This window comes from Bacillus sp. LBA3-1-1.1, assembly GCF_040676495.1.
Classification (GTDB): Bacteria; Bacillota; Bacilli; order Bacillales; family Bacillaceae_G; genus Bacillus_A; species Bacillus_A nitratireducens.
This window is the reverse complement of sequence record NZ_JBEGIB010000005.1, coordinates 183,397-208,694: the sequence shown is the minus strand read 5'-3', so window position 1 is coordinate 208,694 and position 25,298 is coordinate 183,397. Positions and strand designations below refer to the sequence as shown.

Annotated in this window: 17 protein-coding genes and 7 tRNA genes; 23 read left to right on the top strand and 1 reads right to left on the bottom strand. The window is 34.3% G+C overall.

Annotated elements, in window-relative coordinates:
- Positions 1 to 60: 60 nt before the first annotated feature.
- From MRBLBA3_RS06725 to MRBLBA3_RS06700, 6 genes are all read left to right on the top strand, one after another.
- Positions 61 to 134: transfer RNA gene (locus MRBLBA3_RS06725), tRNA-Trp, on the top strand.
- Between the two features lie 19 nt (positions 135 to 153).
- Positions 154 to 229, top strand: a tRNA-His gene (locus MRBLBA3_RS06720).
- A 63-nt stretch (positions 230 to 292) separates the two neighbouring features.
- Positions 293 to 367, top strand: a tRNA-Gln gene (locus tag MRBLBA3_RS06715).
- Between the two features lie 5 nt (positions 368 to 372).
- A tRNA-Gly gene (locus tag MRBLBA3_RS06710) sits at positions 373 to 447 on the top strand.
- Positions 448 to 461: 14 nt separating this feature from the next.
- A tRNA-Cys gene (locus MRBLBA3_RS06705) sits at positions 462 to 532 on the top strand.
- Positions 533 to 542: 10 nt separating this feature from the next.
- A tRNA-Leu gene (locus MRBLBA3_RS06700) sits at positions 543 to 624 on the top strand.
- Positions 625 to 864: 240 nt separating this feature from the next.
- On the opposite strand, the gene MRBLBA3_RS06695 is transcribed toward MRBLBA3_RS06700, so the two are convergent.
- Positions 865 to 1,185: a DUF3884 family protein gene (locus tag MRBLBA3_RS06695; RefSeq protein WP_363380345.1), complete on the bottom strand. Its 321-nt coding sequence runs from the start codon at positions 1,183 to 1,185 to the stop codon at positions 865 to 867.
- A 338-nt stretch (positions 1,186 to 1,523) separates the two neighbouring features.
- Between MRBLBA3_RS06695 and MRBLBA3_RS06690 the strand changes: the two genes are divergently transcribed.
- The 17 genes from MRBLBA3_RS06690 to MRBLBA3_RS06610 all read left to right on the top strand — a co-directional run bounded on the left by MRBLBA3_RS06690 (position 1,524) and on the right by MRBLBA3_RS06610 (position 25,241).
- Entirely contained in the window at positions 1,524 to 2,243 is a 720-nt protein-coding gene (locus tag MRBLBA3_RS06690) for a YebC/PmpR family DNA-binding transcriptional regulator (RefSeq protein ID WP_363380342.1), read from the top strand.
- A gap of 147 nt (positions 2,244 to 2,390) precedes the next feature.
- On the top strand, positions 2,391 to 2,852 hold the full coding sequence (locus tag MRBLBA3_RS06685; protein ID WP_363380339.1) for an NUDIX hydrolase: 462 nt from the start codon (positions 2,391 to 2,393) through the stop codon (positions 2,850 to 2,852).
- 531 nt (positions 2,853 to 3,383) lie between these two features.
- On the top strand, positions 3,384 to 4,160 hold the full coding sequence (locus MRBLBA3_RS06680; RefSeq protein WP_098501677.1) for a transglycosylase domain-containing protein: 777 nt from the start codon (positions 3,384 to 3,386) through the stop codon (positions 4,158 to 4,160).
- Positions 4,161 to 4,347: 187 nt separating this feature from the next.
- Entirely contained in the window at positions 4,348 to 4,998 is a 651-nt protein-coding gene (locus MRBLBA3_RS06675; RefSeq protein ID WP_000841326.1) for a DsbA family protein, read from the top strand.
- A 115-nt stretch (positions 4,999 to 5,113) separates the two neighbouring features.
- Positions 5,114 to 5,187 (top strand) — tRNA-Gly (locus MRBLBA3_RS06670).
- Positions 5,188 to 5,387: 200 nt separating this feature from the next.
- Positions 5,388 to 6,530 (top strand): tRNA epoxyqueuosine(34) reductase QueG, encoded by a 1,143-nt coding sequence (gene queG / locus MRBLBA3_RS06665; protein WP_363380335.1) that lies wholly within the window; start codon positions 5,388 to 5,390, stop codon positions 6,528 to 6,530.
- Positions 6,531 to 6,574: 44 nt separating this feature from the next.
- A complete protein-coding gene (locus tag MRBLBA3_RS06660) occupies positions 6,575 to 7,462 on the top strand; it encodes an amidase domain-containing protein (protein WP_363380332.1) in 888 nt (295 codons plus the stop codon).
- Between the two features lie 58 nt (positions 7,463 to 7,520).
- Positions 7,521 to 8,009, top strand: a complete 489-nt coding sequence (trmL, locus tag MRBLBA3_RS06655) for a tRNA (uridine(34)/cytosine(34)/5-carboxymethylaminomethyluridine(34)-2'-O)-methyltransferase TrmL (RefSeq protein WP_000538149.1) — start codon at positions 7,521 to 7,523, stop codon at positions 8,007 to 8,009.
- A gap of 125 nt (positions 8,010 to 8,134) precedes the next feature.
- Complete coding sequence (locus MRBLBA3_RS06650; protein WP_363380329.1) at positions 8,135 to 10,204, top strand: sensor domain-containing protein; 2,070 nt, start codon at positions 8,135 to 8,137, stop codon at positions 10,202 to 10,204.
- Positions 10,205 to 10,606: 402 nt separating this feature from the next.
- Positions 10,607 to 12,502 carry a PrkA family serine protein kinase gene (locus tag MRBLBA3_RS06645; protein ID WP_000353273.1) on the top strand — a complete coding sequence of 632 codons (1,896 nt, stop codon included), beginning with the start codon at positions 10,607 to 10,609 and terminating at the stop codon, positions 12,500 to 12,502.
- 450 nt (positions 12,503 to 12,952) lie between these two features.
- Positions 12,953 to 14,128 (top strand): sporulation protein YhbH, encoded by a 1,176-nt coding sequence (gene yhbH, locus MRBLBA3_RS06640; protein WP_000503521.1) that lies wholly within the window; start codon positions 12,953 to 12,955, stop codon positions 14,126 to 14,128.
- Positions 14,129 to 14,256: 128 nt separating this feature from the next.
- Complete coding sequence (locus tag MRBLBA3_RS06635; RefSeq protein WP_363380326.1) at positions 14,257 to 17,136, top strand: leucine-rich repeat domain-containing protein; 2,880 nt, start codon at positions 14,257 to 14,259, stop codon at positions 17,134 to 17,136.
- 302 nt (positions 17,137 to 17,438) lie between these two features.
- On the top strand, positions 17,439 to 20,336 hold the full coding sequence (colA, locus tag MRBLBA3_RS06630; protein WP_363380323.1) for a collagenase ColA: 2,898 nt from the start codon (positions 17,439 to 17,441) through the stop codon (positions 20,334 to 20,336).
- Between the two features lie 245 nt (positions 20,337 to 20,581).
- Positions 20,582 to 21,130, top strand: coding sequence for an NfeD family protein (locus MRBLBA3_RS06625; protein WP_000600033.1), 549 nt, complete (start codon positions 20,582 to 20,584; stop codon positions 21,128 to 21,130).
- 12 nt (positions 21,131 to 21,142) lie between these two features.
- Complete coding sequence (locus MRBLBA3_RS06620; protein ID WP_000155029.1) at positions 21,143 to 22,717, top strand: flotillin family protein; 1,575 nt, start codon at positions 21,143 to 21,145, stop codon at positions 22,715 to 22,717.
- Between the two features lie 221 nt (positions 22,718 to 22,938).
- Positions 22,939 to 24,549: a sensor histidine kinase gene (locus MRBLBA3_RS06615; protein ID WP_363380318.1), complete on the top strand. Its 1,611-nt coding sequence runs from the start codon at positions 22,939 to 22,941 to the stop codon at positions 24,547 to 24,549.
- Complete coding sequence (locus MRBLBA3_RS06610; protein ID WP_001002006.1) at positions 24,549 to 25,241, top strand: response regulator; 693 nt, start codon at positions 24,549 to 24,551, stop codon at positions 25,239 to 25,241. The genes MRBLBA3_RS06615 and MRBLBA3_RS06610 overlap by 1 nt, the downstream gene beginning before the upstream one ends.
- Positions 25,242 to 25,298 lie beyond the last annotated feature (57 nt).

Genomic DNA, 25,298 nt, shown 5'->3' with positions numbered 1-25,298 from the left:
ACTGTAAATCCGCTCCTTCGGGTTCGGCAGTTCGAATCTGCCCCCCTCCACCATTTACATAGGGGCATAGTTTAAAGGTAGAACTGAGGTCTCCAAAACCTCCAGTGTGGGTTCGATTCCTACTGCCCCTGCCAAATATATATACACAACATGGCGGTTGTGGCGAAGTGGTTAACGCACCGGATTGTGGCTCCGGCATTCGTGGGTTCGATTCCCATCAGTCGCCCCATTTTTATTTTAAAAATTACAAATAATCTAATTGATACTTACATATAATTAAGTAAGAGATCGATGGGCTATAGCCAAGCGGTAAGGCAACGGACTTTGACTCCGTCATGCGCTGGTTCGAATCCAGCTAGCCCAGCCATTTTTGCGGAAGTAGTTCAGTGGTAGAATACAACCTTGCCAAGGTTGGGGTCGCGGGTTCGAATCCCGTCTTCCGCTCCATTTTAACTTCATATGGCGGCATAGCCAAGTGGTAAGGCAGAGGTCTGCAAAACCTTTACCACCGGTTCAAATCCGGTTGCCGCCTTTCTTATTGTGCCGATGTGGCGGAATTGGCAGACGCGCACGACTCAAAATCGTGTTCCTTCGGGAGTGTCGGTTCGACCCCGACCATCGGTATCACGAACGGCGTAACATCAAGACTCTATACTAATTGTATAGAGTCTTTTTGTGTTTTCATTACACGACAAAATAAGCACTAATGGTGCGTAGGAGGTAGTGTGCGGTGAGTAAGCGACGAACTTTAGATACAGTTGGAAGAAACTATGAAGTACTAAAAGGATAAAACTGAACGTTCGGTTTTATCCTTTTATAGAATTTCAGTAGAATATTACATATACAAGAATTTTTTCCAGCACTCTAGAGAGAATTTCTCCACCCAGGTGACATGAAGTTAAATCCGACACCACCAGTAGATATTAGTACATTATCAACGGTTAAGTTTGTAATTTCTAAAAACCTCTTTTCAAACTCTTCTCTGTTGTACTTGTACATAGTTGAGTGGCACGCCCACATTTGCGTTGAAGTACTCAACCAGTCCCCTAATTCCTTTAATTCAGGAAACAACTCAAATCGAATTGGTTCATCTAATTTCATGAATCTCACTTGATAGATAGTTGGGTTTAGCTTCTCTCCTATTCCTTTAAGACCATGTGCTTTTTTCTCATTTGAATGTGTCATAATTCTCCCCCATCTTTTCTTCAAATTTTTTCCTATTTTAATTATACAACAATAGAAAGTAATTATGGGAATCGGTATCGGCGATGTAAAAAACTCTAACAGAAATGTTAGAGTTTTTTTGTTAAATTATGCTATGTGATTCTAAAATTCGTAATAAACTTAGGAATTCATGTATAATATAACTTGTCGAAAGAACAAAATGATAGTGATTTATATTATGTCTGTAATATGAATCAAAAATGAACTTTTTATATTTCTTTTAAAAATGTGTTGAATACACATTATATTTTATATTAATATTTTTATGTAGATTTAAAACGGGAAAGAGAGTGGAAAGTATGGGCCGTAAATGGAACAATATTAAAGATAAAAAAGCATCAAAGGATGCGAATACAAGCCGTATATACGCGAAGTTTGGACGTGAAATTTATGTGGCAGCAAAACAAGGCGAGCCAGATCCAGAATCAAATCAAACACTAAGAGTCGTATTAGAGCGTGCGAAAACATACAACGTGCCAAGAACAATTATTGATCGTGCGATTGAAAAGGCAAAAGGTGGTTCAGAAGAAAATTATGACGAGCTTCGTTACGAAGGCTTTGGACCAAATGGATCTATGGTTATTGTAGATACACTTACAAATAACGTAAACCGTACTGCAGCAGATGTACGAGCTGCATTTAGCAAAAATAGTGGTAACATGGGCGTAAACGGTTCTGTAGCTTATATGTTTGACGCGACAGCTGTTATTGGTCTTGAAGGTAAAACATCAGATGAAGTTCTTGAAATTTTAATGGAAGCAGATGTAGATGCACGTGACATTCTAGAAGAAGAAGAGTCTGTTATCGTTTATGCTGAACCTGATCAATTCCATTCCGTACAATCTGCACTTAAAGATGCTGGTGTTGCAGAATTTACAGTTGCAGAATTAACAATGCTTGCACAAAATGATGTAGAACTTCCTGAAGATGCTCAAGCACAATTTGAAAAAATGGTTGATGCATTAGAAGATTTAGAAGATGTACAGCAAGTTTACCACAACGTAGACTTAGGAGAATAATAAGACAGAAGATCCTTTCGTTTAACGAATAGGGTCTTTTTTTGTGAAGTTAATTAAGATGATGAATTATTAAAGGTGTTTTGTTGTAGGTAGGGAATATGGTTATAGATTGTACATGAATTAATTGTATTTCTAGGAGGCATTTTTATGGAGCATAAAACACCGAAACATATTGTTGCCGTATCAGGTTATTTAGCAAATGAAAAGAATGAAGTACTTTTAACAAAAGTGCACTGGCGAGCGGATACGTGGGAAATGCCTGGAGGACAGGTAGAAGAAGGAGAAGCCCTCGATCAAGCTGTTTGTAGAGAGATAATGGAGGAAACGGGCTTAACGGTGAAGCCAATTGGAATTACAGGAGTGTATTATAACGCTTCTATGCATATTTTAGCTGTTGTCTTTAAAGTAGCATATGTTAGTGGCGAAATAAAAATTCAACCTGAAGAAATAAAAGAAGCCAAATTTGTTGCTATAAACGAAGAGAACATTGATGAGTATATAACGCGTCCGCATATGAAATCAAGGACACTTGATGCGATGAAGGCAACGCAGTTCATTCCATACGAAACATGGGAAGTGCAGCCATATAATCTTATAGGAAGGTTGTAACGTTTAGGTTAGTTATTTGAGGACACCTCAAATCGCTAACCTTTTCTTTATGTATACTGTTTCAGAAAAAGGTCACAATAATAAAGCGTAGGCTATTAATGAGTGGGAGAAGTTTTACTGTCAGCCAATAGTGAGATAGTATGAAAGCTAGTATTGATTTAAAGAACGTTTGTTCTGCATAATAGTGATATATCGTATATACTTAGATTGCTAGATGTTTAAAAGTATAAATTTATAAATGATATAATAAAAGAATAAAGTTAAATTAAGCTTTTTTTATGGAGATAGTTATGGTGGTCTTAATTCTTTTTCTGTTACTAATTATTAAGGGGAGTCCTACTGCCTGCCTATAAACAATGTATATTCAACATTTCATATGAATAGTAGATAAAAAAGGACTGTGATACAATACATTTTTACACCTTACAATGTTGTAAGGTACGTGTAAGAGAAATCGATGGGATATTCTTTTACAACAATGTATTCTTAAGTTAAGAGTTATATATGCTGTGTGGAAAAGAGGTGTTCGAGATGAAAGAACGAGTATTATCTAGAGTGAACTATCATCAAAAAGTTGCATTAAATCCATTAACTAAATTTCTTTATAAAGCCATTATATTATTATTATTGTTAAGTTTTGCATTATTATTCGTTGGAAATGTAATGATTGAGCGAAGTGATATTAGTAAATTACATGTACCTGCTAATTTAGAGGTGCCAGAATCATTAACACACGCATTTATTGCGACGGAAGATAAAAGATTTTATCATCATAACGGTTTAGACTATATAGCGATTATCAGGGCGTCTATTGAGAATATAAAAGCTGGTGGTGTTGTGCAAGGAGGAAGCACGATTACACAGCAGTTATCTAAAAATGCTTTCCTATCTAATGAACGTACGTTTTCCCGTAAGTGGAAAGAAATTTTTTATACGAAAAAGATTGAACGTACATTCACAAAGGATGAGATATTAAAATTGTATGTAAGTAATATTTACTACGGAGAAGGCGCATGGGGGATTGAAAAAGCAGCAAACCTTTACTTCGGTAAAAAAGTGGATCAATTAACACTGGCTGAAAGTGCAATGATGGCTGCTGTAGTAAAAGCACCGGCTTATTACTCACCTGCACAAAATTATGATAAAGCAGTTGAGAGACGGAATGTAGTTTTAAGGTTAATGGAGAAAGAAGGCTATATAAATCATGATGAATATGTGCAAGCAGTTAGCGAGAAACTAGTAATTCGTCATGATATAAAAACAGAGCAATCCATGTTAAAAAATGCCCGTGAAAAAGCAGTAAGTTAAAAGAAGTTCCTATATAGGAGCTTCTTTTTTTGAATAATTTGTGACAAAAGACGACACAATATTGTCACAAATGTTGTATTTTTGTAATTTATGTGAGCGTGTTCATTGCGTGACCGATATAAGTGTTGATATTATGTGTATTGTGTACAATGCTGTATACAGAATATGAATTTAAAGAGGAATGTATATGAAATCAAATAAACTCATGGTTCTTGGTGTAGTTTTTTCTATCGCAGTATTGATTGTAATCGGAACAATTGCGTATAGCATCATAAATGACAAAAAAGATAAAGGGAATGAGATGTTTGCTTATTCTACGCAACAATCTTTAGGGAAAGATGATGCTCCAGTTAAGGTAGTTGAATTTGGAGACTTCAAATGTCCTGCTTGTCGTACTTGGGATGTAACAGTATTACCACGATTAAAAGAAGAATATATTGATAAAGGTAAAGTGCAGTTATATTTTATTAACTTCCCATTTATCGGAAAAGACTCTGATTTAGGTGCAGCTGCTGGTGAAGCGATTTATAAACAAGATCAAGATTCATTCTGGATTTTCTATGATGAGATTTATCAAAATCAAAAGAAAGATACGGAAGAATGGATTACAGAAGAATTACTTCTTAATATTGTGAAAGAAAAGCTTCCGAAAATTAATGTAGAACAGTTTAAAAAAGATTTACACAGTAAAGAAATGAAAGACAAAGTACGTAAAGATTCAGATCGTGCTCAAAAATTAAAAGTTCAAGGTGCTCCTTCAGTATATATAAATGGAAATCTTGCAAATCCTGATTTCGATAGTATGAAGAAGGCAATTGATAAAGAATTGAAAAAGTGATGAGTTATCTCATCACTTTTTCGACTTTTTTCGATAAAATTCTTGCTTCGTATTTTTTTACATGCTATACTACTTTACATAAGTTATTTTAATATCTTATATTTATTTCATATTTGCGGGTGTAGTTTAGTGGTAAAACAAGAGCCTTCCAAGCTCTGGTCGAGAGTTCGATTCTCTTCACCCGCTCCAAATTTTATTTAATGTTTTTCTAATAAATTGTGATCAACGCAGTGTTTCGTTTCTAAGATAAACGAGGCATTGCGTTTTTTAATGTTTGAAAAGCGTAATTGTATGCGAAAATAGAAGTAAAGAATAGTATTCCAAAAGTGAATTACTAACCAATATAGTCGTTACATAAGGGATAGATTCATCGGAGGAGGCGATAAAGAATGGATTTTGAACAATTAAAGCAAGAAGTAATTGCGTATAGTAAAACGATTGGTATAGATAAAATAGGGTTTGCTAGTGCATCACCATTTGAGGAATTAAAGCAACGATTAATCCAGCAGCAACAATTAAATTATCAGTCTGGATTCGAAGAGCCTGATATAGAGAAGAGAACGAATCCACAGCTTTTACTACCTGGTGCAAAATCAATCATTGCGATTGCTTTAGCGTACCCTTCAAAATTAAAAAATGCACCATTAAGTAAGCGTGGAGAACGCCGCGGGATTTTTTGTCGTGCTTCGTGGGGACAAGATTATCATCTCGTTTTACGAGATCGTTTGCAAAAATTAGAGGCATATTTAATCGAGAAACTTCCGGATATAGAAGTGAAATCAATGGTCGATACAGGTGAACTAAGTGATCGAGCTGTATCAGAACGTGCCGGTATTGGATGGAGTGGTAAGAACTGCGCTATTATTACGCCGGAATTTGGTTCGTATGTATACTTAGGAGAAATGATTACGAACGTCCCATTCCCTCCGGATCAGCCAATAGAAGATCAATGTGGAAGTTGTACGAAGTGTATTGATATTTGTCCTACAGGTGCTTTAGTACAGGGTGGACAGTTAGACTCGAAGAAATGTATCGCATTTTTAACACAGACAAAAGGGTTTCTGCCTGAAGAATATCGCGATAAAATAGGAAACCGTATATATGGATGTGATACGTGTCAGACTGTTTGTCCAAAAAATAAAGGAATGGATTTCCACAACCATCCTGAGATGGAGCCTGACCCTGAGTTAGTTAAACCGTTATTAACACCACTTTTAACAATTAGTAATCGTGATTTTAAAGAGAAGTATGGAATTATGTCTGGTTCATGGAGAGGTAAAAAACCATTGCAACGAAATGCTATTTTAGCACTTGCGCATTTTAAAGAAACAGCAGCAATTCCTGATTTAATCGCTGTTATGAAAGATGACCCAAGGCCAGTACTTCGCGGAACAGCAGCATGGGCACTTGGGAAAATTGGCGGAGATGGAATAGGCGAAGCAATTGAAAAAGCGATGGAACGTGAGAAAGATGAAGAGGTTCTTCATGAAATGAATCGTGGACTTGAATTGTTAGCACAGAAAAAAGAGTAGATAATATCTCCCTTTTTCATATTGTAATATGGGAGGGAGACGAAATGGTTGTAAAAGCGAATATTGAAAAGCAAGTACAACAGTTTTTAGCATATATCACAGAGAAACGAACTGACGTGGATGGTATTGCTGAAGATTTATTACGACTGGTACAGAGAAAGAAACAATTGTTTCAAAAACGTAGTGCAGATATAGTGAAAGCAACTGCCGATATTTCTTTCATTAGACAATTAAATAGTAGTGAGCATCAAGAAATTGATTATCAAGTACACTTTAAATATTTAATTAAGCATAAAGAATTATTTTATATCGAAGAGGAACAATTAAAACGACGAGTTTGTCTGAAAAATAGTCGTGTAATAGATGATTATGCTCTTGAGGTGTCAGAAGAAATAGGGATAGGTGAAAAGTTAGAACGAGAAGTCACGAAAGAAAAATACGGTTCATATCAATATAATCGTTTAGAGGCAGTGAAATATGCAGAGCGTTGGTGGGATGATCGCAATCCTGTATATCGTAATTTCCCTGATAATTGTACAAATTTCATTTCACAATGTCTGCACACTGGAGAAGTGCCAATGAACGGACATCCTAATATTCGTAAAGGGTGGTGGCAAAGGGGAAACCAATGGAGTTGGAGCTGGGCTGTAGCACACTCTTTTTATTGGTATTTGTCAGGTGCTACAACAGGGCTTCGGGCAGAAGCGGTAGAAAAGCCAGAAGACCTAATCCTTGGCGATGTAATTGCGTATGATTTTGAGGATGATGGTAGGTGGAATCATACGACAATTGTAGTAGCAAAGGACGCAGATGGTATGCCGCTTGTAAATGCACATTCAGCGAATAGCCGTCGGCGTTATTGGAATTATGAAGACTCTAGTAAATATACACCGCAAATGAAATATAAATTCTTTCATATTATTAATGGGTAGAGATTTTTCGTTCAAGTGGTATAATACGTAGTAGACAAAAAATAGAGGTGAATATCGCGTGGGAGTACATGTTGTTTTATATCAACCAGAAATTCCAGCAAATACAGGAAATATTGCACGTACATGTGCAGCAACTGGAACAGAATTACATTTGATTAGACCGCTTGGATTTTCAACGGATGACAAAATGTTAAAGCGTGCAGGATTAGATTATTGGCAGCACGTAAAAGTTACGTATTATGATTCAATCGAAGAATTTTATGAGAAAAATAAAGATGGTGAATTCTTCTATTTAACAAAGTATGGCGAGAAAGCTCATACAGCATTTGATTATAGCAAACGTGAGAAGGATTACTATTTCGTGTTTGGAAGAGAAACAAATGGATTACCAGCTAATGTAATCGAAGAAAACTTCGATCATTGTTTACGTATTCCAATGACGGATAAAGTACGTTCATTAAATTTATCTAATACAGCAGCAATTTTAATTTATGAAGCGTTCCGTCAACAAAATTATCCAGGATTAGATTTAGAAATCGTTTATTAAAAGTCGCCATTTGGCGACTTTTTTATTTATTTTAGAAAATATGTAATCATACATTTTAAAAAAGGTACATATTCATATAGAATGAGGTATATGAATAAAAATAGATAAGACGGGTTGAGATAAATATGAAGGAACAATATAACAATCAAAATACCTATTTAAGTATGATAGATATGGATTTAGTAAAACAGGGACTGCTACATGCTATTCAAGATTTAGTTTTTATTGTGAAAGTTATTGATGATGAAACTTTTAAATATATTTATGTGAATAAAATAGGAATGGATTATGCCAGGCTAAGAACAGAATGTTATGGAAAAACTTTTGCAGAAGTATTACCAGAAGATACGGCAAGGGTATTACAAAGGCAATATGCAAAAGTAATGAGAGAAGCGAGAGCAAATACATTTTGTGATGTAATTAGTTTACCAACTGGTAATATACATTATGAATCTTTACTTAATCCAGTATGTGATGTAAATGGAATATGTCAGTTTATTATTTGTATTACTAGGGATATTACAGCACAGGTTAAGGAAAAAGTGGAAATAGAAGAAAAACAAATGTTATTTAAGTCATTACTAGAATATAATAATGACTCCATTGTATCTGTAAATTCTATTGGGAGAATTACATATGCAAATCCAGCAACATATGAAATATTTGGATATCGATATGAAGAACTAAGTAATCAATTTGTTTTTCAGTTTATAAATAAGGAATATGAACAGGCTTTTCAAACTATATTTAAGGGGGCTTTACAGGGAAGAGCACAACAAATTGTTGCAAAGAAATATATTCATAAAGAAGGATATGAACTTTATATTTCAGTTAGGACAATCCCCATTATTGTGAATAGTGAAATCGTCGGGGTGTACATAGTTACGAGGGATGTTACAAGGCAAGTATTAAATGAGATGAAAACAGAATATTTGGCTTACTTCGATCAGTTAACAGGGTTAATGAATAGAATATCATGTACAAATAAACTAAATGAATTTTTAGCTGAGAATAAAAAATTCGCATTGGTTTTTATAGATTTGGATGAATTTCACTTTATTAATGATACATTTGGTCATAAAGAAGGAGATCAAGTCTTAAAAAAAGTTACTGAATGCTTACGAGACGTAAAAATAGAAGATATGCATTTATTTAGAGAACATGATGATCAATTTGTTATGTTAATAGAAAATATAACGAGAGAATGCGTAGAGGAAGTTGCACAAACAATACTAAAAAAAATTAGTGGGCATTTTGTACTAGAAGAAGAGGATGTTTATTTGAGTGCATCAATTGGGATTGTAATGGCCCCAGAAGATGGAATGGATGAAAAAATACTTTTCCAAAGAGTCGACGCAGCTTTGGAAAAAGCCAAAGAAAAAGGAAAAGGGTATTATCATTTTTATTGTAGTGGATTAGATTGTGAACGTGAACAAAGGTTTATAATAGAAAATCAGTTACATCGTGCTATAGAAAAAGATGAATTTTTCCTATATTATCAACCTCAAATTAATATTGAAACGGGAAAGATAGCCAGTATGGAAGCTTTAATAAGGTGGGAGAATAAGGAGCTAGGATTGGTCTCGCCAAATCAATTTATCCCGCTTGCTGAAAGAACAGGATTTATTATTAAACTTGATGAATGGGTAGTACATCAAGTGTGTGAACAAATACGTGAATGGTTAAATAAAGGGTATGAAGTTGTACCAATTGCAGTTAATATTTCAGCTAGACATTTTCGTTCTATTACATTGATAGAGATGATTACACGCGCTTTAAACAAGTACAATGTCCCCCCTCATTTATTAGCAATAGAAGTTACAGAAGGGGCTCTTATACATAAAGATGTATCGAAAAGAGTGCTATTGCAGTTAAAAGAACAAAATTTAAAAATTCATTTAGATGACTTTGGAACGGGATATTCATCTTTAAGTTATTTAAAAACATATCCGATTGATACGTTAAAAATTGATCGTTCTTTTATGGAAGGTATATATATAGATGAAAGAGATACGAATATTACGGCTGCAATTATTCATTTAGCATATACTCTAGGATTAAATGTAATTGCAGAAGGAGTAGAAAAAGCGGAACAAATACAATTTTTAAAGGAAAAGAATGTGAAACTCGTACAAGGCTATTTTTATAATCGGCCTTTATCGATATACGATGTGGAAAATATTTATTTTAAATAGTTTATAAAAACAAGAAAAAAAGTGATGTGCTAAAAAGCACATCACTTTTTATGTGTACCTGGCTTATCGTTATAACCAGATGTGAAAATAGCTGTAAGAAATGTGAGTGATACACCTAAAATTAATAATAACTTCATACTAATTTCCTCCTTACTTTTTCGGTTTACGAATCTTATTTGTGAATCGAAATGTATGTAAGGTTCCTAGAAGAAAAGAATTTATTTACAATGAATAGTAGCGTGAAAACGTTAATACCCTTATTATACAGAATTTTCTTTGAATTTTGGAGAGAATTTTATAGAGCTATTATATATTTCGTTTTGATTTAAAGAATGTTTAAGGACATCCTAGCATACCTTTTATAATAATCCGATTGAACAAGGAGATGGGGGAGGAGCTATAATGGATATTCTAAAAAAGATTGAACAGCATCGAGCAGCAGAAGAACGTTTACAATGGGAAGGTACGTTTGCGGAGTATTTGGAGCTTGTGAAAGAAAGACCATGGGTGGCTCAAACAGCACACTCTCGCATTTACAATATGATAAAAGATGCCGGAATTGAAGAAGTTGATGGTAGAAGAAAATATAATTTCTTTAGTAATCAGCTGTTTGGATTAGAGGATGCGTTAGAACGCCTTGTAGAAGAATATTTTCATCCATCTGCAAAACGATTAGATGTTAGAAAACGTATTTTATTATTAATGGGTCCTGTTAGTGGTGGTAAATCAACTTTAGTTACGATGTTGAAACGAGGATTAGAAACATATTCACGTACAGATCGAGGAGCTATTTTCGCGATTAAAGGCTGCCCAATGCATGAAGATCCATTGCATTTAATTCCGCACCATTTACGTGATGACTTCTTTGATGAGTATGGAGTAAGAATTGAAGGGAATTTATCACCATTAAATGTGATGCGTTTAGAACAAGAATATGGATCAAGAATTGAGGATGTAGTTGTAGAGCGTATTTTCTTCTCTGAAGATCGCCGTACAGGGATTGGTACATTTAGTCCGTCTGATCCAAAATCACAAGATATTGCCGATTTAACAGGTAGTCTAGACTTTTCTACGATTGCAGAATATGGTTCAGAATCAGATCCTCGTGCGTACCGATTTGATGGAGAATTAAATAAGGCGAACCGAGGTATGATGGAGTTCCAGGAAATGTTAAAGTGTGATGAGAAGTTTTTATGGCACTTATTATCACTTACACAAGAGGGGAATTTCAAAGCAGGTAGATTTGCGCTTATTTCAGCAGATGAATTAATTGTAGCGCATACGAATGAAACAGAGTATCGCTCCTTTATAGCAAATAAGAAAAATGAAGCATTGCACTCAAGAATTATTGTAATGCCAGTTCCTTATAACTTACGAGTTAGTGAAGAAGAACATATTTATGAAAAAATGATTCGTGAAAGTGACGTGTCCAATGTTCACATTGCACCGCATACACTTCGAGTTGCAGCGATGTTTACCATTTTAACTCGTTTAAAAGATCCGAAGCGTCCGGATATTGATTTAATTAAAAAGATGCGTTTATATGATGGAGAAACGGTAGAAGGTTATAATGCGATTGATGTAGAAGAATTGCAACGTGAATATCAGGATGAAGGTATGAAAGGTATTGATCCTCGTTATGTTATTAACCGAATTTCTTCTACAATTATTCGAAAAGAGGTACCATCTATTAATGCACTAGATGTACTTAGATCGCTAAAAGACGGGTTGGATCAACATCCATCAATTAGTAATGAAGATCGAGAGCGTTATATGAATTTCATCTCATTAGCGAGAAAAGAATACGATGAAATTGCTAAGAAAGAAGTACAAAAAGCGTTTGTTTATTCATACGAAGAATCAGCTAAGACACTCATGGATAACTACTTAGATAACGTTGAAGCGTATTGTAATAAATCAAAATTACGTGATCCGTTAACGGGAGAAGAAATGAGCCCAGATGAAAAACTTATGCGTTCGATTGAAGAGCAAATTGGAATTTCAGAAAATGCTAAGAAAGCATTCCGTGAAGAAATTTTAATTCGAATTTCTGCTTATGCCCGTAAAGGAAAGCGCTTTGATTATAATTCACATGAACGTCTTCGTGAAGCGATTCAGAAAAAACTATTTGCTGATTTAAAAGATATAGTGAAAATTACAACATCAACGAAAACACCAGATGAAAATCAGCTTAAGAAAATCAATGATGTTGTTGCACGCTTAATTGATGAGCATGGATATAATTCTTCATCTGCGAATGAATTGTTACGTTATGTAGGTAGTTTGTTAAATCGATAGTTTGATAACAAAACGCTGTCTCTTGTTCTTGGGACGGCGTTTTGTTATCTATTGATACTTGTAAAAAGTGTCATAGCTTGTCCAAATATAATAAATTAAGATGCGATTTTATGAATTTATTGTCAATTATTTTTCCAATATGCATATGATAGAGTAACCAACCATTCATACGAAAAAAGCCAACACAATACAATATGTTGCAATACGAAAATGTGTGCAACAATGCATTGTGTTTCTTTCTTATCAACGGCTAAATGTTTCTTTCTATTATGTGAGTGGCAAAATTTTGTTTAGGATGCTCAGAGTATTGTATGAAAAACGCTATATATGTTTATGGGATGATTTTCAATGGGCAGTTACCTTTCAAATATTCTAGCTTGGCATATTACAGAACAAAATTTATAGATTGCTGTTCATAGAGGAAGACAATTACAGTAAGGAGGGAAAGGAATGGGCGAAGAAAACCAACCAAATTATACGATTTCACAAGAAAACTGGTCCCTCCATCGCAAAGGATATGACGACCAACAACGCCATCAAGAAAAAGTGCAGGAGGCAATCAAAAATAATTTACCAGACCTTGTAACAGAAGAAAGTATAGTTATGTCTAATGGCAAGGATGTTGTGAAAATACCGATTCGTTCTTTAGATGAATATAAGATTAGATACAATTATGATAAAAATAAACATGTTGGGCAAGGAAACGGTGACAGTAAAGTTGGTGATGTCGTTGCGAGGGATGGATCAGGTGGTCAAAAGCAAAAAGGACCAGGAAAAGGGCAAGGGGCAGGAGATTCAGCTGGGGAAGATTATTATGAAGCGGAAGTCTCAATTTTAGAATTAGAGCAAGCGTTTTTCAAAGAATTAGAGCTGCCGAATTTAAAGAGGAAAGAAATGGATGAAAACAGGATTGAGCACATTGAATTTAATGACATTAGAAAAACAGGATTATGGGGAAACATTGATAAGAAACGAACGATGATATCTGCATATAAACGAAATGCAATGGGCGGCAAAGCATCCTTCCACCCGATTCACCAAGAAGATTTAAAGTTCCGTACTTGGAATGAGGTGTTAAAGCCAGATTCGAAAGCCGTTGTATTAGCGATGATGGATACGAGTGGATCGATGGGAATATGGGAGAAGTATATGGCACGTAGCTTCTTCTTTTGGATGACAAGATTTTTGCGCACAAAGTATGAAACGGTAGATATTGAGTTTATTGCCCATCATACAGAGGCAAAAGTAGTTACAGAAGAAGAGTTCTTCTCAAAAGGAGAAAGTGGCGGAACGATCTGTTCTTCCGTATACAAAAAAGCACTTGAGCTAATCGATAATAAATATTCACCAGACCGCTATAATATTTATCCATTCCATTTTTCAGACGGTGATAATTTAACTTCGGATAATGCTAGATGTGTAAAGCTTGTTGAAGAGCTGATGAAAAAATGTAATATGTTTGGGTATGGGGAAGTGAATCAATACAACCGCCACAGTACGCTGATGTCAGCCTATAAAAATATTAAAGATGAGAATTTCAGATATTATATTTTAAAGCAAAAAGCAGATGTATTCCATGCGATGAAAAGCTTCTTTAAAGAAGAATCAGGTGAAAAGATGGCATAATCCCTTTTAAAGGGATTATTTTTTTGTAAACTTTTTATTTTTTTAGTTGATAATGATAATGAAAATCATTATCATTTATTCGAGAAATGATTATATTTGGATTTATAGATTTTGGAGGAGATGTAAAGTTGAAAAAAACTAAAAGAAAACATATCAATGCAATGCTAGTGGCGGCAGCCTTAGCGCTACCGTTTGCTGTGTATTCAACACCTGCTTTAGCAGCGGTAGCAATTGAGGCTAATAAAACGGGGTATGCTTTAGAAGATGGTACATATGATGCTGTTATTAAAGCGTATAAAGATAAAACGAATGAAGAGTCTATGGCAGCTGTCTATATAAAGGATCCTAAGTTAACGATTGAGAATGGAAAGAAAATTGTAACGGCAACGTTAAGTGATAGTGATTTCTTCAAATACTTGAAAACAGAAGATATTCATACTCCTGGTGTGTTTCATGATGTAAAAGTAATATCAGAAGATAAAAAGAAAAATGGAACGAAAGTGATTCAGTTTGAAGTAGGGGAATTAGGAAAGAGGTATAATATGCAAATGCATATTTATATTCCGACAATGGCCTATGATAATAAGTATCAAGTGCAATTTGAAGTAAATACATTGAATTTAGAAAACAATGTTCCAGAAGAACAAAAGGAAAATAAAGAGGATAAAGTGGATCAACAAGATGAAAGTGGAAATGTAATAGTAGATAAGCAATTACAAATGCATATTAATAAATATAACTTGAATAGAGAGAATCTAAATACGCCAATAACTAAGGAAGATTTATTAAAAGTTAAATCTTTAATAGTTGTTGAGGCAAAAAGTAAAGGGATAAAAGACGTAAGCGGTCTAGAATATATGACGAACTTAGAAAACTTAACGTTGGAAGAAGTTAAGTTAGACAATATGCAGTTTATCTCGAAGTTGAGACAGTTGAAATCAGTAAATATAACTTATAGTGAACTTCAAAATATTGAACCTTTGGCTGAGTTAGAGAATATTGAGAATTTAAGTTTAAGAAACAATAAAATTTCAGATGTAAGCCCATTGAGTCAAATGAAGAAGATTAAAATATTAGATTTAAATAGTAATGATATAAAAGATATAACACCATTGTTTACAGTAACTTCTTTAAGGACTCTAACTTTGGCAAATAATCAAATTAGTAATGCTAATCTTGCTGGGATTGAGCAATTGAAAAATGTGAAAAATTTATCTTTAAGTAACAATGGACTTACTAATATCGAGCATATTACCTCAATGAAAAAGTTAGTGGAGTTAGACCTTTCTAAAAATGAATTAAAAAACATCGAACCTTTATTAAGATTATCTACTGTACAATCACTTAATTTAGAGGAAAACTATATTTCAGATATAACGCCACTTAGCCAATTAACAGGTTTATATGATTTAAAGCTGGGTTCGAATGAAATTCGTGATGTTAGACCTGTTCAAGAATTAGGAAAAAGAATGTATATCGATATTCAAAGACAAAAAATCTTTTTAGATGAAGCAGGCGTGGATGAAGAAATAAAAATTCCAATATACAATCTTAAAGGAGAAACACTTCAAAATATTAATGTGAAAAGTGAAGAGGCTACTCTGAATAACGGGTTTATAAAATGGAATAGTCCTGGAGAAAAAATATATGAATTCAAACTAGATACGAATTCTGCTGAAAGTAAAATAAGATTTAATGGGACGGTTATACAAAGTATAGTTGAAAAACAAACAGAAAGTAAAAATGTAATTCTTGATGGAAATTTACAACAGCATATTAATAAAAAGAATTTTGGTAGAGAGAATCTAAATGCCCCTATAACAAAAGAAGATTTATTACAGATTAAAACTTTAGAGATACTTAAAGAAAAAGGAAAAGAGATAAAAGATCTAACTGGTTTAGAATACATGACGAACTTAGAAAACCTCACTTTAGAAGGAGTAGGGTTGAAAAATATTGAGTTCATTTCAAACTTGAAACAATTGAAAGAGGTGAATGTATCTCATAATAAAATTGAAGATATAACGCCGTTATCTTCACTGGAAAATTTACAGTGGTTAAACCTTGGGGATAATCATATTAAAGATGTATCAGTTCTTGGTTCAATGTTAGACCTACTCAGTTTAAAATTAGCTGGAAATGAGATTCGTGATGTAAGGCCGTTAATACAATTAGGTCAATGGTTTTCAATTGATGTTGGAAGACAAAAAATCATTTTAAATGAAGCAAAAGTAAATGAAGAAATTCAAGTTCCCGTATATGATTTAGAAGGAGAAACTATTGAGAATATTAAACTAACAAGTGAGGGTGGAACGTTTAATAACGGAGTAATGAAATGGAGTACTCCAGGTGAAAAGGTATATAAATTTGATTTAGATTCGGATGAAACTAGTATAAGTTTTAACGGAACAGTAATCCAGAATATAGTTGAAAAAGAAGAAGTGAAAGAACCGGAAAAAGAAGAAGTAAAAGAAGAAGTAAAAGAACCAACAACGGAAGTTGAAGAAGCAAAAGAAGAAGTGAAAGAAGAAGTGAAAGAAGAAGTGAAAGAACCGATAAAAGAAGTTGAAGGATCAAAAGAAGAAGTAAAAGAACCGACAACAGAAGTTGAAGGACCAAAAGAAGAAGTGAAAGAGCAAACAAAAGAAAATGAAGGACCAAAAGAAGAAGTAAAAGAACCGACAACAGAAGTTGAAGGACCAAAAGAAGAAGTGAAAGAGCAAACGAAAGAAGTTGAAGGTACAAAAGAAGAGGTAAAAGAATCAGCAATTGGATTGGATCAAGAGCCAAAAGGGGAGAATCAAGTTGGTCCAGTGAAAGTGGTAGGACAAGAGAGTGCGAAAGAAAAAGATTCAAATAAACAACATGCTAATAAGCAAGAGGAGGATCAGAAGTCTTTAGCAGCAACTGGTGGTCAAGCTAATACATCGACGTTACTTTCTGGATTAGCTCTTGTTCTTTCAGCATTAAGTATGTTTGTATTTAGAAAGAGATTATTTAAGAAATAAAAACGTTTTATCTATTTATTATAAAAAATAATTATAAAAGTTTTTGAGAAGACCTTATCATAGCAATTTCATGTTGAAATATGCTTATGATAAGGTCTTTTTGAATAGGAGAAGGATATTAATATGAGGATGTTTCGAGTGCTTAAATAATGGAGCAATTGTAGCAAAAATTGTAAGCCCTTTTCGTTCACTATATGTTCAAAATGCAGGAAGAAATAATATGAAATATTGCATTTTATATTGTTGTATCCAAATTTTATGTTAAATTCTTGAATGGAATATTTAATTAGGGGGACAATGGTATGAACAAAAAATCAAAGATTAATAAAGTTATGCTTAGTATTAGTACAATGGCTCTATCGTTAGGAGCACTTCAAACTCATGCATCAGCGGAAGAAAAAGTTCCGTATAATGTGTTGAAAACGAAACCGGTTGGAATTGAAAAACCAGTAGATGAAGTTGGGCATATTTCGAAAGTTGATGAAACATTATCGTTTCAAGAACGTTTAAAAGTAGGAGACTTTTCACAGCGACCAGCATCTATTATGAAGAGTTCAGAAGTAAAGCAAGTTAAAGAAAGCTATTCAATGGCTGATTTAAACAAAATGAATAATCAAGAATTAGTTGAAACGCTAGGAAGTATTAAATGGAATCAAATTGCAGACTTATTCCAGTTTAATAAAGATGCAAAGGCTTTTTATAAAGACAAAGGGAAAATGCAAGCAGTTATAGACGAATTAGCTCATAGAGGTAGTACATTTACAAAAGAGGATTCAAAAGGAATTCAAACGTTTACTGAAGTGTTACGTTCAGCTTTTTATATTGCATTTTACAATAGTGAATTAGGCGGATTAAATGAGAGAAGTTTCCAGGACAAATGTTTACCTGCTCTAAAAGCAATTGCAACAAATCCAAACTTTAAGCTCGGTACATATGAGCAAGATTCAGTCGTATCTGCATATGGTAAATTAATTAGTAATGCTTCAAGTGATGTTGAAACGGTTCAATATGCGGCTAATATTTTAAAACAATATAATGATAACTTTCATACATATGTAGACGATCGTATGAAAGGACAAGCTGTATACGATATGATGCAAGGTATTGATTATGATATGCAATCTTATTTATTTGAAACTCGTAAAGAGGCAAAAGATACAATGTGGTATGGGAAAGTAGATGGGTTTATTAATGAAATAAATCGTATTGCTCTTTTAAATCAAGTAACACCAGAAAATAAGTGGCTCGTTAATAATGGAATTTATTTTGCTAGTCGTTTAGGTAAGTTTCATAGTAATCCAAATAAAGGATTAGAGGTTGTTACACAGGCAATGCATATGTACCCGCGTTTAAGTGAGCCGTATTTTGTTGCAGTAGAACAAATTACAACAAACTATAATGGGAAAGATTATAGCGGGAATACGGTAGATTTAGAGAAGATACGTAAAGAAGGAAAAGAGCAATACTTACCAAAAACGTATACATTCGATGATGGATCTATTGTATTTAAAACTGGGGATAAAGTGTCAGAAGAGAAAATTAAGAGATTATATTGGGCTGCGAAGGAAGTAAAAGCGCAATATCACCGTGTGATCGGAAATGACAAAGCTTTAGAACAAGGTAATGCAGACGACGTATTAACGATAGTAATCTATAATACTCCAGACGAATACCAGTTAAATAGACAATTGTATGGATATGAAACAAACAACGGTGGAATTTATATTGAAGAGACAGGGACATTCTTTACATATGAGCGTACGCCAGAGCAAAGTATTTATAGTTTAGAAGAGTTATTCCGTCATGAGTTTACTCATTATCTTCAAGGGAGATATGAAGTTCCTGGTTTATTTGGAAGAGGAGATATGTATCAAAATGAAAGATTAACTTGGTTCCAAGAAGGGAATGCAGAATTTTTCGCAGGATCTACTCGTACAAATAATGTAGTACCGAGAAAGAGCATAATTAGCGGATTATCATCTGATCCTGCAAGCCGTTATACAGCAGAGCGTACACTATTTGCTAAATATGGTTCTTGGGATTTCTATAACTACTCGTTCGCATTGCAGTCTTACTTATATACGCATCAATTTGAAACGTTTGATAAAATTCAAGATTTAATTCGTGCGAATGATGTGGGGAATTATGATACGTATCGTGAGACTTTAAGTAAAGATTCTAAGTTAAATAAAGAGTATCAAGAGTATATGCAGCAGTTAATTGATAATCAAGATAAGTATAATGTACCGGAAGTAGCAGATGATTATTTAGCTGAACATGCACCAAAAGTATTAACAGAAGTGAAGAAAGAAATTAGTGATACGTTGTCTATGAAAGATACAAAAATGACAAAGCATACATCTCAATTCTTTAATACATTTACATTAGAAGGCACGTTCACAGGTAGTGTAACAAAAGGTGAGTCAGCAGACTGGAAAGCAATGAGTAAAAGAGTAAATGAGACTTTAGAACAATTGACGCAAAAAGAATGGAGTGGCTACAAAACGGTTACAGCGTACTTCGTTAATTATCGTGTGAATAGTTCAAATGAATTTGAATATGATGTAGTCTTCCATGGTATCGCAAAAGATGACGGAGAAAATAAAGCTCCGACGGTTAATGTAAACGGGCCTTATAATGGGGGTGTAAAAGAAGGGATTCAATTCAAAAGTGATGGATCAAACGACGAAGATGGAAAAATCGTTTCTTATTTATGGGATTTTGGAGACGGCAGAACAAGTAAAGAAGTTAATCCAGTACATGCATATGAAAGAGAAGGAACTTATAAAGTAGCGTTAAGAGTAAAAGATGATGAAGGAAAAGAGAGTAGAAGCGAAACAACTGTTACAATTAAAGATGGAAGTGTAACAGAATCAGAACCAAATAATCGTCCAGAAGAAGCGAATCATATCGGGCTAAACACTACTATAAAAGGTAGCCTTATCGGCGTGGATCACACTGATACTTATACATTTAATGTAGCATCAGCGAAAGATATCGATATTTCTGTTCTAAATGAATATGGAATCGGGATGACATGGGTACTTCACCATGAATCAGATATGCAAAATTTCGCAGCTTACGGTCAAGCTAATGGAAATCATATAGAAGCAAAATTTAATGCAAAACCAGGTAAGTATTACTTGTACGTATATAAATATGATAATGGCGATGGAACGTATGCATTATCAGTAAAATAAGTGCTTTTCCAATGTATGTTTAACTTTACTTTTTGTGGAAAATAGTATATTATATAGATATACAATATATCGGTTATTTACTAGGAGGAGCCTGTCACAATGGGTTTCTCCTGTTCTTTTTTAGAGACCTGTCTTACAGGTTTTTCTTTAAAAAGTAAATAACTGAAAATTAAGATTAATAATCTTTGAAAGAGGTGGGGCATACACATAACAAAAAAGGGATTGTTTAAGAAAGGGGGATAAAAATGATCTTGTTCGGTTATCCACTTGAAACAATTTATTTATACGGATTTATAATTGCGACTATACTTACTGTTATTTATATCTTTTTTGGAGATATTTTTGAATCAATATTTAGTTTTGGAGGCGGATCTGTATCCGTTGTAACGTTGCTACTTAGTTTTTTCGCCATGTTATGTGGACTTAGTTATATAGGGGAATATTTATACTCCTATAATAGTCTCGTTATTTTCGGGGCCTCATTTGCTATATCTTTTATCGGTGTTTTCATAATGAAAATACTAATTTTAAAACCAATTGCAGAAGCAGAACAAAATACTGTCCAACGCATGGATGAATTTATCGGATGCAAGGGAGAAGTCATTACTACAATCCCTAGAGAAGGGTTTGGTGAAGTATTAATCTCCTCCCAATTTGGAAGTAATGCAATACCAGCTAGAGCAATTGGAAAAAAAGATATTTCACAAGGAACTGAGGTCATTATCGAGGGAGTTCAAGATGGTGTTTTACTTGTAAAAAACATCGCTTATTCTTTAAAGAAACCAAAATTATAAGGGGGAATTTACATGACGATTCCATTAATTATCGGTGGAGTTTTACTCGCAATTTTACTTCTACTCATTTTAGTATTCATTACAAAGTATCGTACAGTTGGTCCAGATGAAGCGTTAATTGTAACAGGGAACTGGCTTGGCGGTGGAAAGAATGTCGTTACCACTGATGATGGAAAGAAGATTAAGATTATCCGCGGGGGCGGTACATTCGTAGTTCCAATTATGCAAAGAGCAGAGCCTTTAAGCCTATTAAACTACAAATTAGAAGTTGGTACACGTGATACGTATACGAAACAGGGTGTACCGATTACAGTAAATGGTGTTTCTATTATTAAAGTAGGATCCACAATTGAAGAAGTTTCTACAGCAGCTGAACAATATTTAGGAAAAGAAACAGAAGAGTTAAAAATAGAAGCAAAAGAAGTTTTAGAAGGGCATCTACGTGCTATTTTATCTTCTATGACAGTAGAGGATGCTTATAGTAATAGAGAGCAATTTGCTCAAAAGGTACATGAAGTAGCTTCAACTGATTTGAAAAAGATGGGACTTCGCATCGTTTCCTTTACAATTAAGGAAATAATGGATAAGAACGGTTACTTAGATGCACTTGGTCAGCCACAAATTGCAATGGTTAAACGTGATGCAACAGTTGCGAATGCAGAGCGTGAAAAAGAAGCACGTATTGAAAAAGCTCGTGCAGAGAAAGAAGCGAAAGAAGCAGAGTATCAGCGTGATGCACAAATCGCTGAAGCTGAAAAACATAAAGAATTAAAAGTACAATCTTATAAACGAGAACAAGAACAAGCTCGCGCAGATGCGGATCTTTCTTACGAGTTACAACAAGCGAAAGCGCAACAAGGTGTTACAGAAGAGCAAATGCGCGTTAAAATCATTGAGCGTGAAAAGCAAATTGAGTTAGAAGAAAAAGAGATTGCGCGTCGTGAAAAGCAGTATGACGCAGAAGTAAAGAAAAAAGCAGATGCAGATCGCTATGCTGTTGAGCAATCAGCTGAAGCTGAAAAAGTAAAACAAATTAAAAAGGCAGATGCGGATCAATATAAGATTGAAGCTGAAGCAAGAGCACGTGCAGAAGAAGTACGTGTAGAAGGTTTAGCAAAAGCAGAAATTGAAAAAGCGCAAGGTCAAGCGAAAGCGGAAGTACAAAAAGCGCAAGGTACAGCGGAAGCAGATGTTATTAGGTTAAAAGGTTTAGCAGAAGCAGAAGCGAAACAAAAAATTGCAGAGGCGTTTGAATTATATGGTCAAGCGGCAATTATGGATATGGTTCTTAAAATGCTTCCAAGTTACGCGAAAGAAATTGCAAGTCCACTTAGCAATATTGATAAAATTACAGTTGTTGATACAGGCGGCGGTGGTAAGAATAGCGGTGCCGGGAAGGTTGCAGGCTATGCGACTGATTTAATGGCAACAATGCAAGAAACGTTAAAAGCTTCTTCTGGCATTGATTTAAAAGAATTACTAGAAGGATTCGCTGGAAAAGGTGCCGTGCAACAACTATCAAATGATAAACCTGTAGTATCAGTAGTAGAAGATGAGAAGAAAGAAATAAAAAAAGATAAAGAATAGCAAGATGAAAAGAATCTCTAGTAAATGGCAGAAGAACTACAAGTAATGATTGGTAAATTTAAAGTGTAATAACAAATATTAAGAAACGAGGTAGTAATTTTACTTCGTTTCTTTTTTTATGAAGATAAAGATAAAGAAATATATAGTAACCGTGTTATGATTAAAGGTGATAATAAAAAACTGTATTTTCTTTAAATTCTATCTTTAATCATGTTAGGGGAATGGTTTTGAAATTAAAAAAATTAAAGCTGCAACCGAGAATTACATTAACTATTAGCACACTTATTCTTGTTGTACTGCTGTTAACAAGTTATTTATTTTACTATATATTATCTGAAACAGTAGAGGAGCAAATTGGAAAAAGAGCGTTGCATGTTGCGAAAACAGTTGCTGCTATACCAGAAATTAGGAAAGCTTTTCAAAAGGAAAATCCAGCTTCTATTATTCAGCCAATTGCAGAGAAAATTCGAATCGAAACAGATGCCGACTTTATTGTAGTTGGAAATAAAGATGGTATTCGTTACGCACATCCTATGCTTGATAAAATAGGAGAGAGAATGGTTGGCGGAGATAACAAAGGGGTTCTATTAGAGGGGAAGTCTTACGTTTCGGAAGCAACGGGATCATTAGGGCCTTCATTACGAGGAAAAGTCCCAATTCGTAATCAGGATAATGAAATTATTGGCGTAGTTTCTGTTGGATTTTCAATGGATGATATTCATGGAGCGATAGAAGTATATGGAAAGCGTGTGTTTTGGATTACAATAATAGGTCTGTTAATTGGGATAATTGGCTCTATATATTTAGCAAGAAGTATAAAACGAATGATGTTTGGAATGGAGCCAGAGGAAATATCATCTTTATATGAGGAGCATAGTACAGTTATTCAATCTGTACGCGAAGGGATTGTAGTAATCGATAAAAATGGAATGGTTAGTTTAGTAAATCAAGCAGCAAATGAGATTCTTTCTTTAGATAAACGACAAAATATAATGGGCGAATTTATTTTAAATGTTATTCCTAACTCATCGATACTGGACGTACTTCAAACTGGCGAAGAACAATTTGACCGTCAATTAAATATAAAGGGACAGGATGTTATTGCCAATCGCCTACCTATTAAAGTTAATAATAAAGTAACTGGTGTAGTATCCAGCTTGCGCTTGAAATCTGAGATGGATCAATTAACAGCGGAATTATCTCAAACACGGCAGTATACAGAGGCATTGAGGGCGCAAACGCACGAATATAACAATTTATTGTATACGCTTTCAGGACTTATTCAATTAGAGTCTTATGAAGATGCTTTAGAGCTTATTCATAAGGAAACGGCAGTATATCAAGATTTCGTTCAATTTATTATGAAGAGAATTCAAAATCCATGGCTAGGTGGAATTTTAATTGGATTTTACAATAGGGCACGAGAATTGAAGATTGATTTTGTGTTAGATCGAGAAAGTAGTTTAGAGAAGCTAAGTCCGCATATTGATAGTAATTACGTTGTTTCTATTTTAGGGAATTTGATCACGAATGCATTTGAAGCAATTGAAAGAAATCAAGATCATGATAAGAAAGTAAGAATGTTTGTAACAGACATTGGGGAAGAAATATTAATTGAAGTAGAAGATTCAGGACAAGGTGTTCATGATGAAATAATTACAAGTATATTCTATAAAGGTTTTTCGACGAAAGTGGGCGAAAAACGTGGATATGGATTAGCAAAAGTAAAAGAGTTAGTAGAAGATTTAAACGGGAGTATTGCGATTGAAAAAGGGGATTTAGGTGGTGCTTTATTTATCATTGCATTACCGAAAGAGAGAGGCGAATTGTAATGAATGAGGGGATTGAAGTATTGATTGTAGAAGATGATATTCGGATTGCAGAGATTCATCGGCGTTTTACTGAAAAAATTGATGGGTTTAAAGTGATTGGGACGGCAACGACTGGGGAACAAGCGAAGGAATGGTTAGAATTTGTGAAGCCACAGCTCGTTTTATTAGATGTATATTTACCTGATATGCAAGGGACTGAACTCGTCACATATATTAGGCATAATTTACATGATACAGATATTATTATGATTACAGCCGCATCAGAAACAGATGTAGTGCGGCATGCTTTACGAGGTGGGGTAACAGATTATATCGTAAAGCCGCTTACATTCGATCGATTTAAAACAAGTTTAGAAAATTATCAAAAAAAGATTACGCAATTAAAGAAAAGCGCTCAATTATCACCGGAACAAATTGAACATCTATGGTCTCAAAGAGGTGTGCAGGCAAATCATATAGAATACGCCCCGAAAGGGATAGATCCATTAACGCTAGCAAAAATAAAAAAGCATATGCTGACTGTTAATGAAGATGGAATTACTGCAGAGATGTTAAGTTCAATGGTAGGTGTTAGCCGATCAACAGCGAGGCGCTATTTAGAGTATTTAATTTCTGGAAAGAAAGTGCATGCAGAGCTTATATATGGAAGTGTGGGGAGGCCAGAAAGAAGGTATTTCCGTGTTTCTTCATAGTATGTTTCCATAAAAAAACAGTAGAGGATTACATTTCTCTACTGTTTTTTTGAATCT

Coding starts and splice junctions, on each gene's coding strand:
- MRBLBA3_RS06695 (WP_363380345.1), bottom strand. CDS start 1,185: ATGACACATTCAAATGAGAAAAAAGCACATGGTCTTAAAGGAATAGGA.
- MRBLBA3_RS06690 (WP_363380342.1), top strand. CDS start 1,524: ATGGGCCGTAAATGGAACAATATTAAAGATAAAAAAGCATCAAAGGAT.
- MRBLBA3_RS06685 (WP_363380339.1), top strand. CDS start 2,391: ATGGAGCATAAAACACCGAAACATATTGTTGCCGTATCAGGTTATTTA.
- MRBLBA3_RS06680 (WP_098501677.1), top strand. CDS start 3,384: ATGAAAGAACGAGTATTATCTAGAGTGAACTATCATCAAAAAGTTGCA.
- MRBLBA3_RS06675 (WP_000841326.1), top strand. CDS start 4,348: ATGAAATCAAATAAACTCATGGTTCTTGGTGTAGTTTTTTCTATCGCA.
- queG (WP_363380335.1), top strand. CDS start 5,388: ATGGATTTTGAACAATTAAAGCAAGAAGTAATTGCGTATAGTAAAACG.
- MRBLBA3_RS06660 (WP_363380332.1), top strand. CDS start 6,575: ATGGTTGTAAAAGCGAATATTGAAAAGCAAGTACAACAGTTTTTAGCA.
- MRBLBA3_RS06650 (WP_363380329.1), top strand. CDS start 8,135: ATGAAGGAACAATATAACAATCAAAATACCTATTTAAGTATGATAGAT.
- MRBLBA3_RS06645 (WP_000353273.1), top strand. CDS start 10,607: ATGGATATTCTAAAAAAGATTGAACAGCATCGAGCAGCAGAAGAACGT.
- yhbH (WP_000503521.1), top strand. CDS start 12,953: ATGGGCGAAGAAAACCAACCAAATTATACGATTTCACAAGAAAACTGG.
- colA (WP_363380323.1), top strand. CDS start 17,439: ATGAACAAAAAATCAAAGATTAATAAAGTTATGCTTAGTATTAGTACA.
- MRBLBA3_RS06625 (WP_000600033.1), top strand. CDS start 20,582: ATGATCTTGTTCGGTTATCCACTTGAAACAATTTATTTATACGGATTT.
- MRBLBA3_RS06620 (WP_000155029.1), top strand. CDS start 21,143: ATGACGATTCCATTAATTATCGGTGGAGTTTTACTCGCAATTTTACTT.
- MRBLBA3_RS06615 (WP_363380318.1), top strand. CDS start 22,939: ATGGTTTTGAAATTAAAAAAATTAAAGCTGCAACCGAGAATTACATTA.
- MRBLBA3_RS06610 (WP_001002006.1), top strand. CDS start 24,549: ATGAATGAGGGGATTGAAGTATTGATTGTAGAAGATGATATTCGGATT.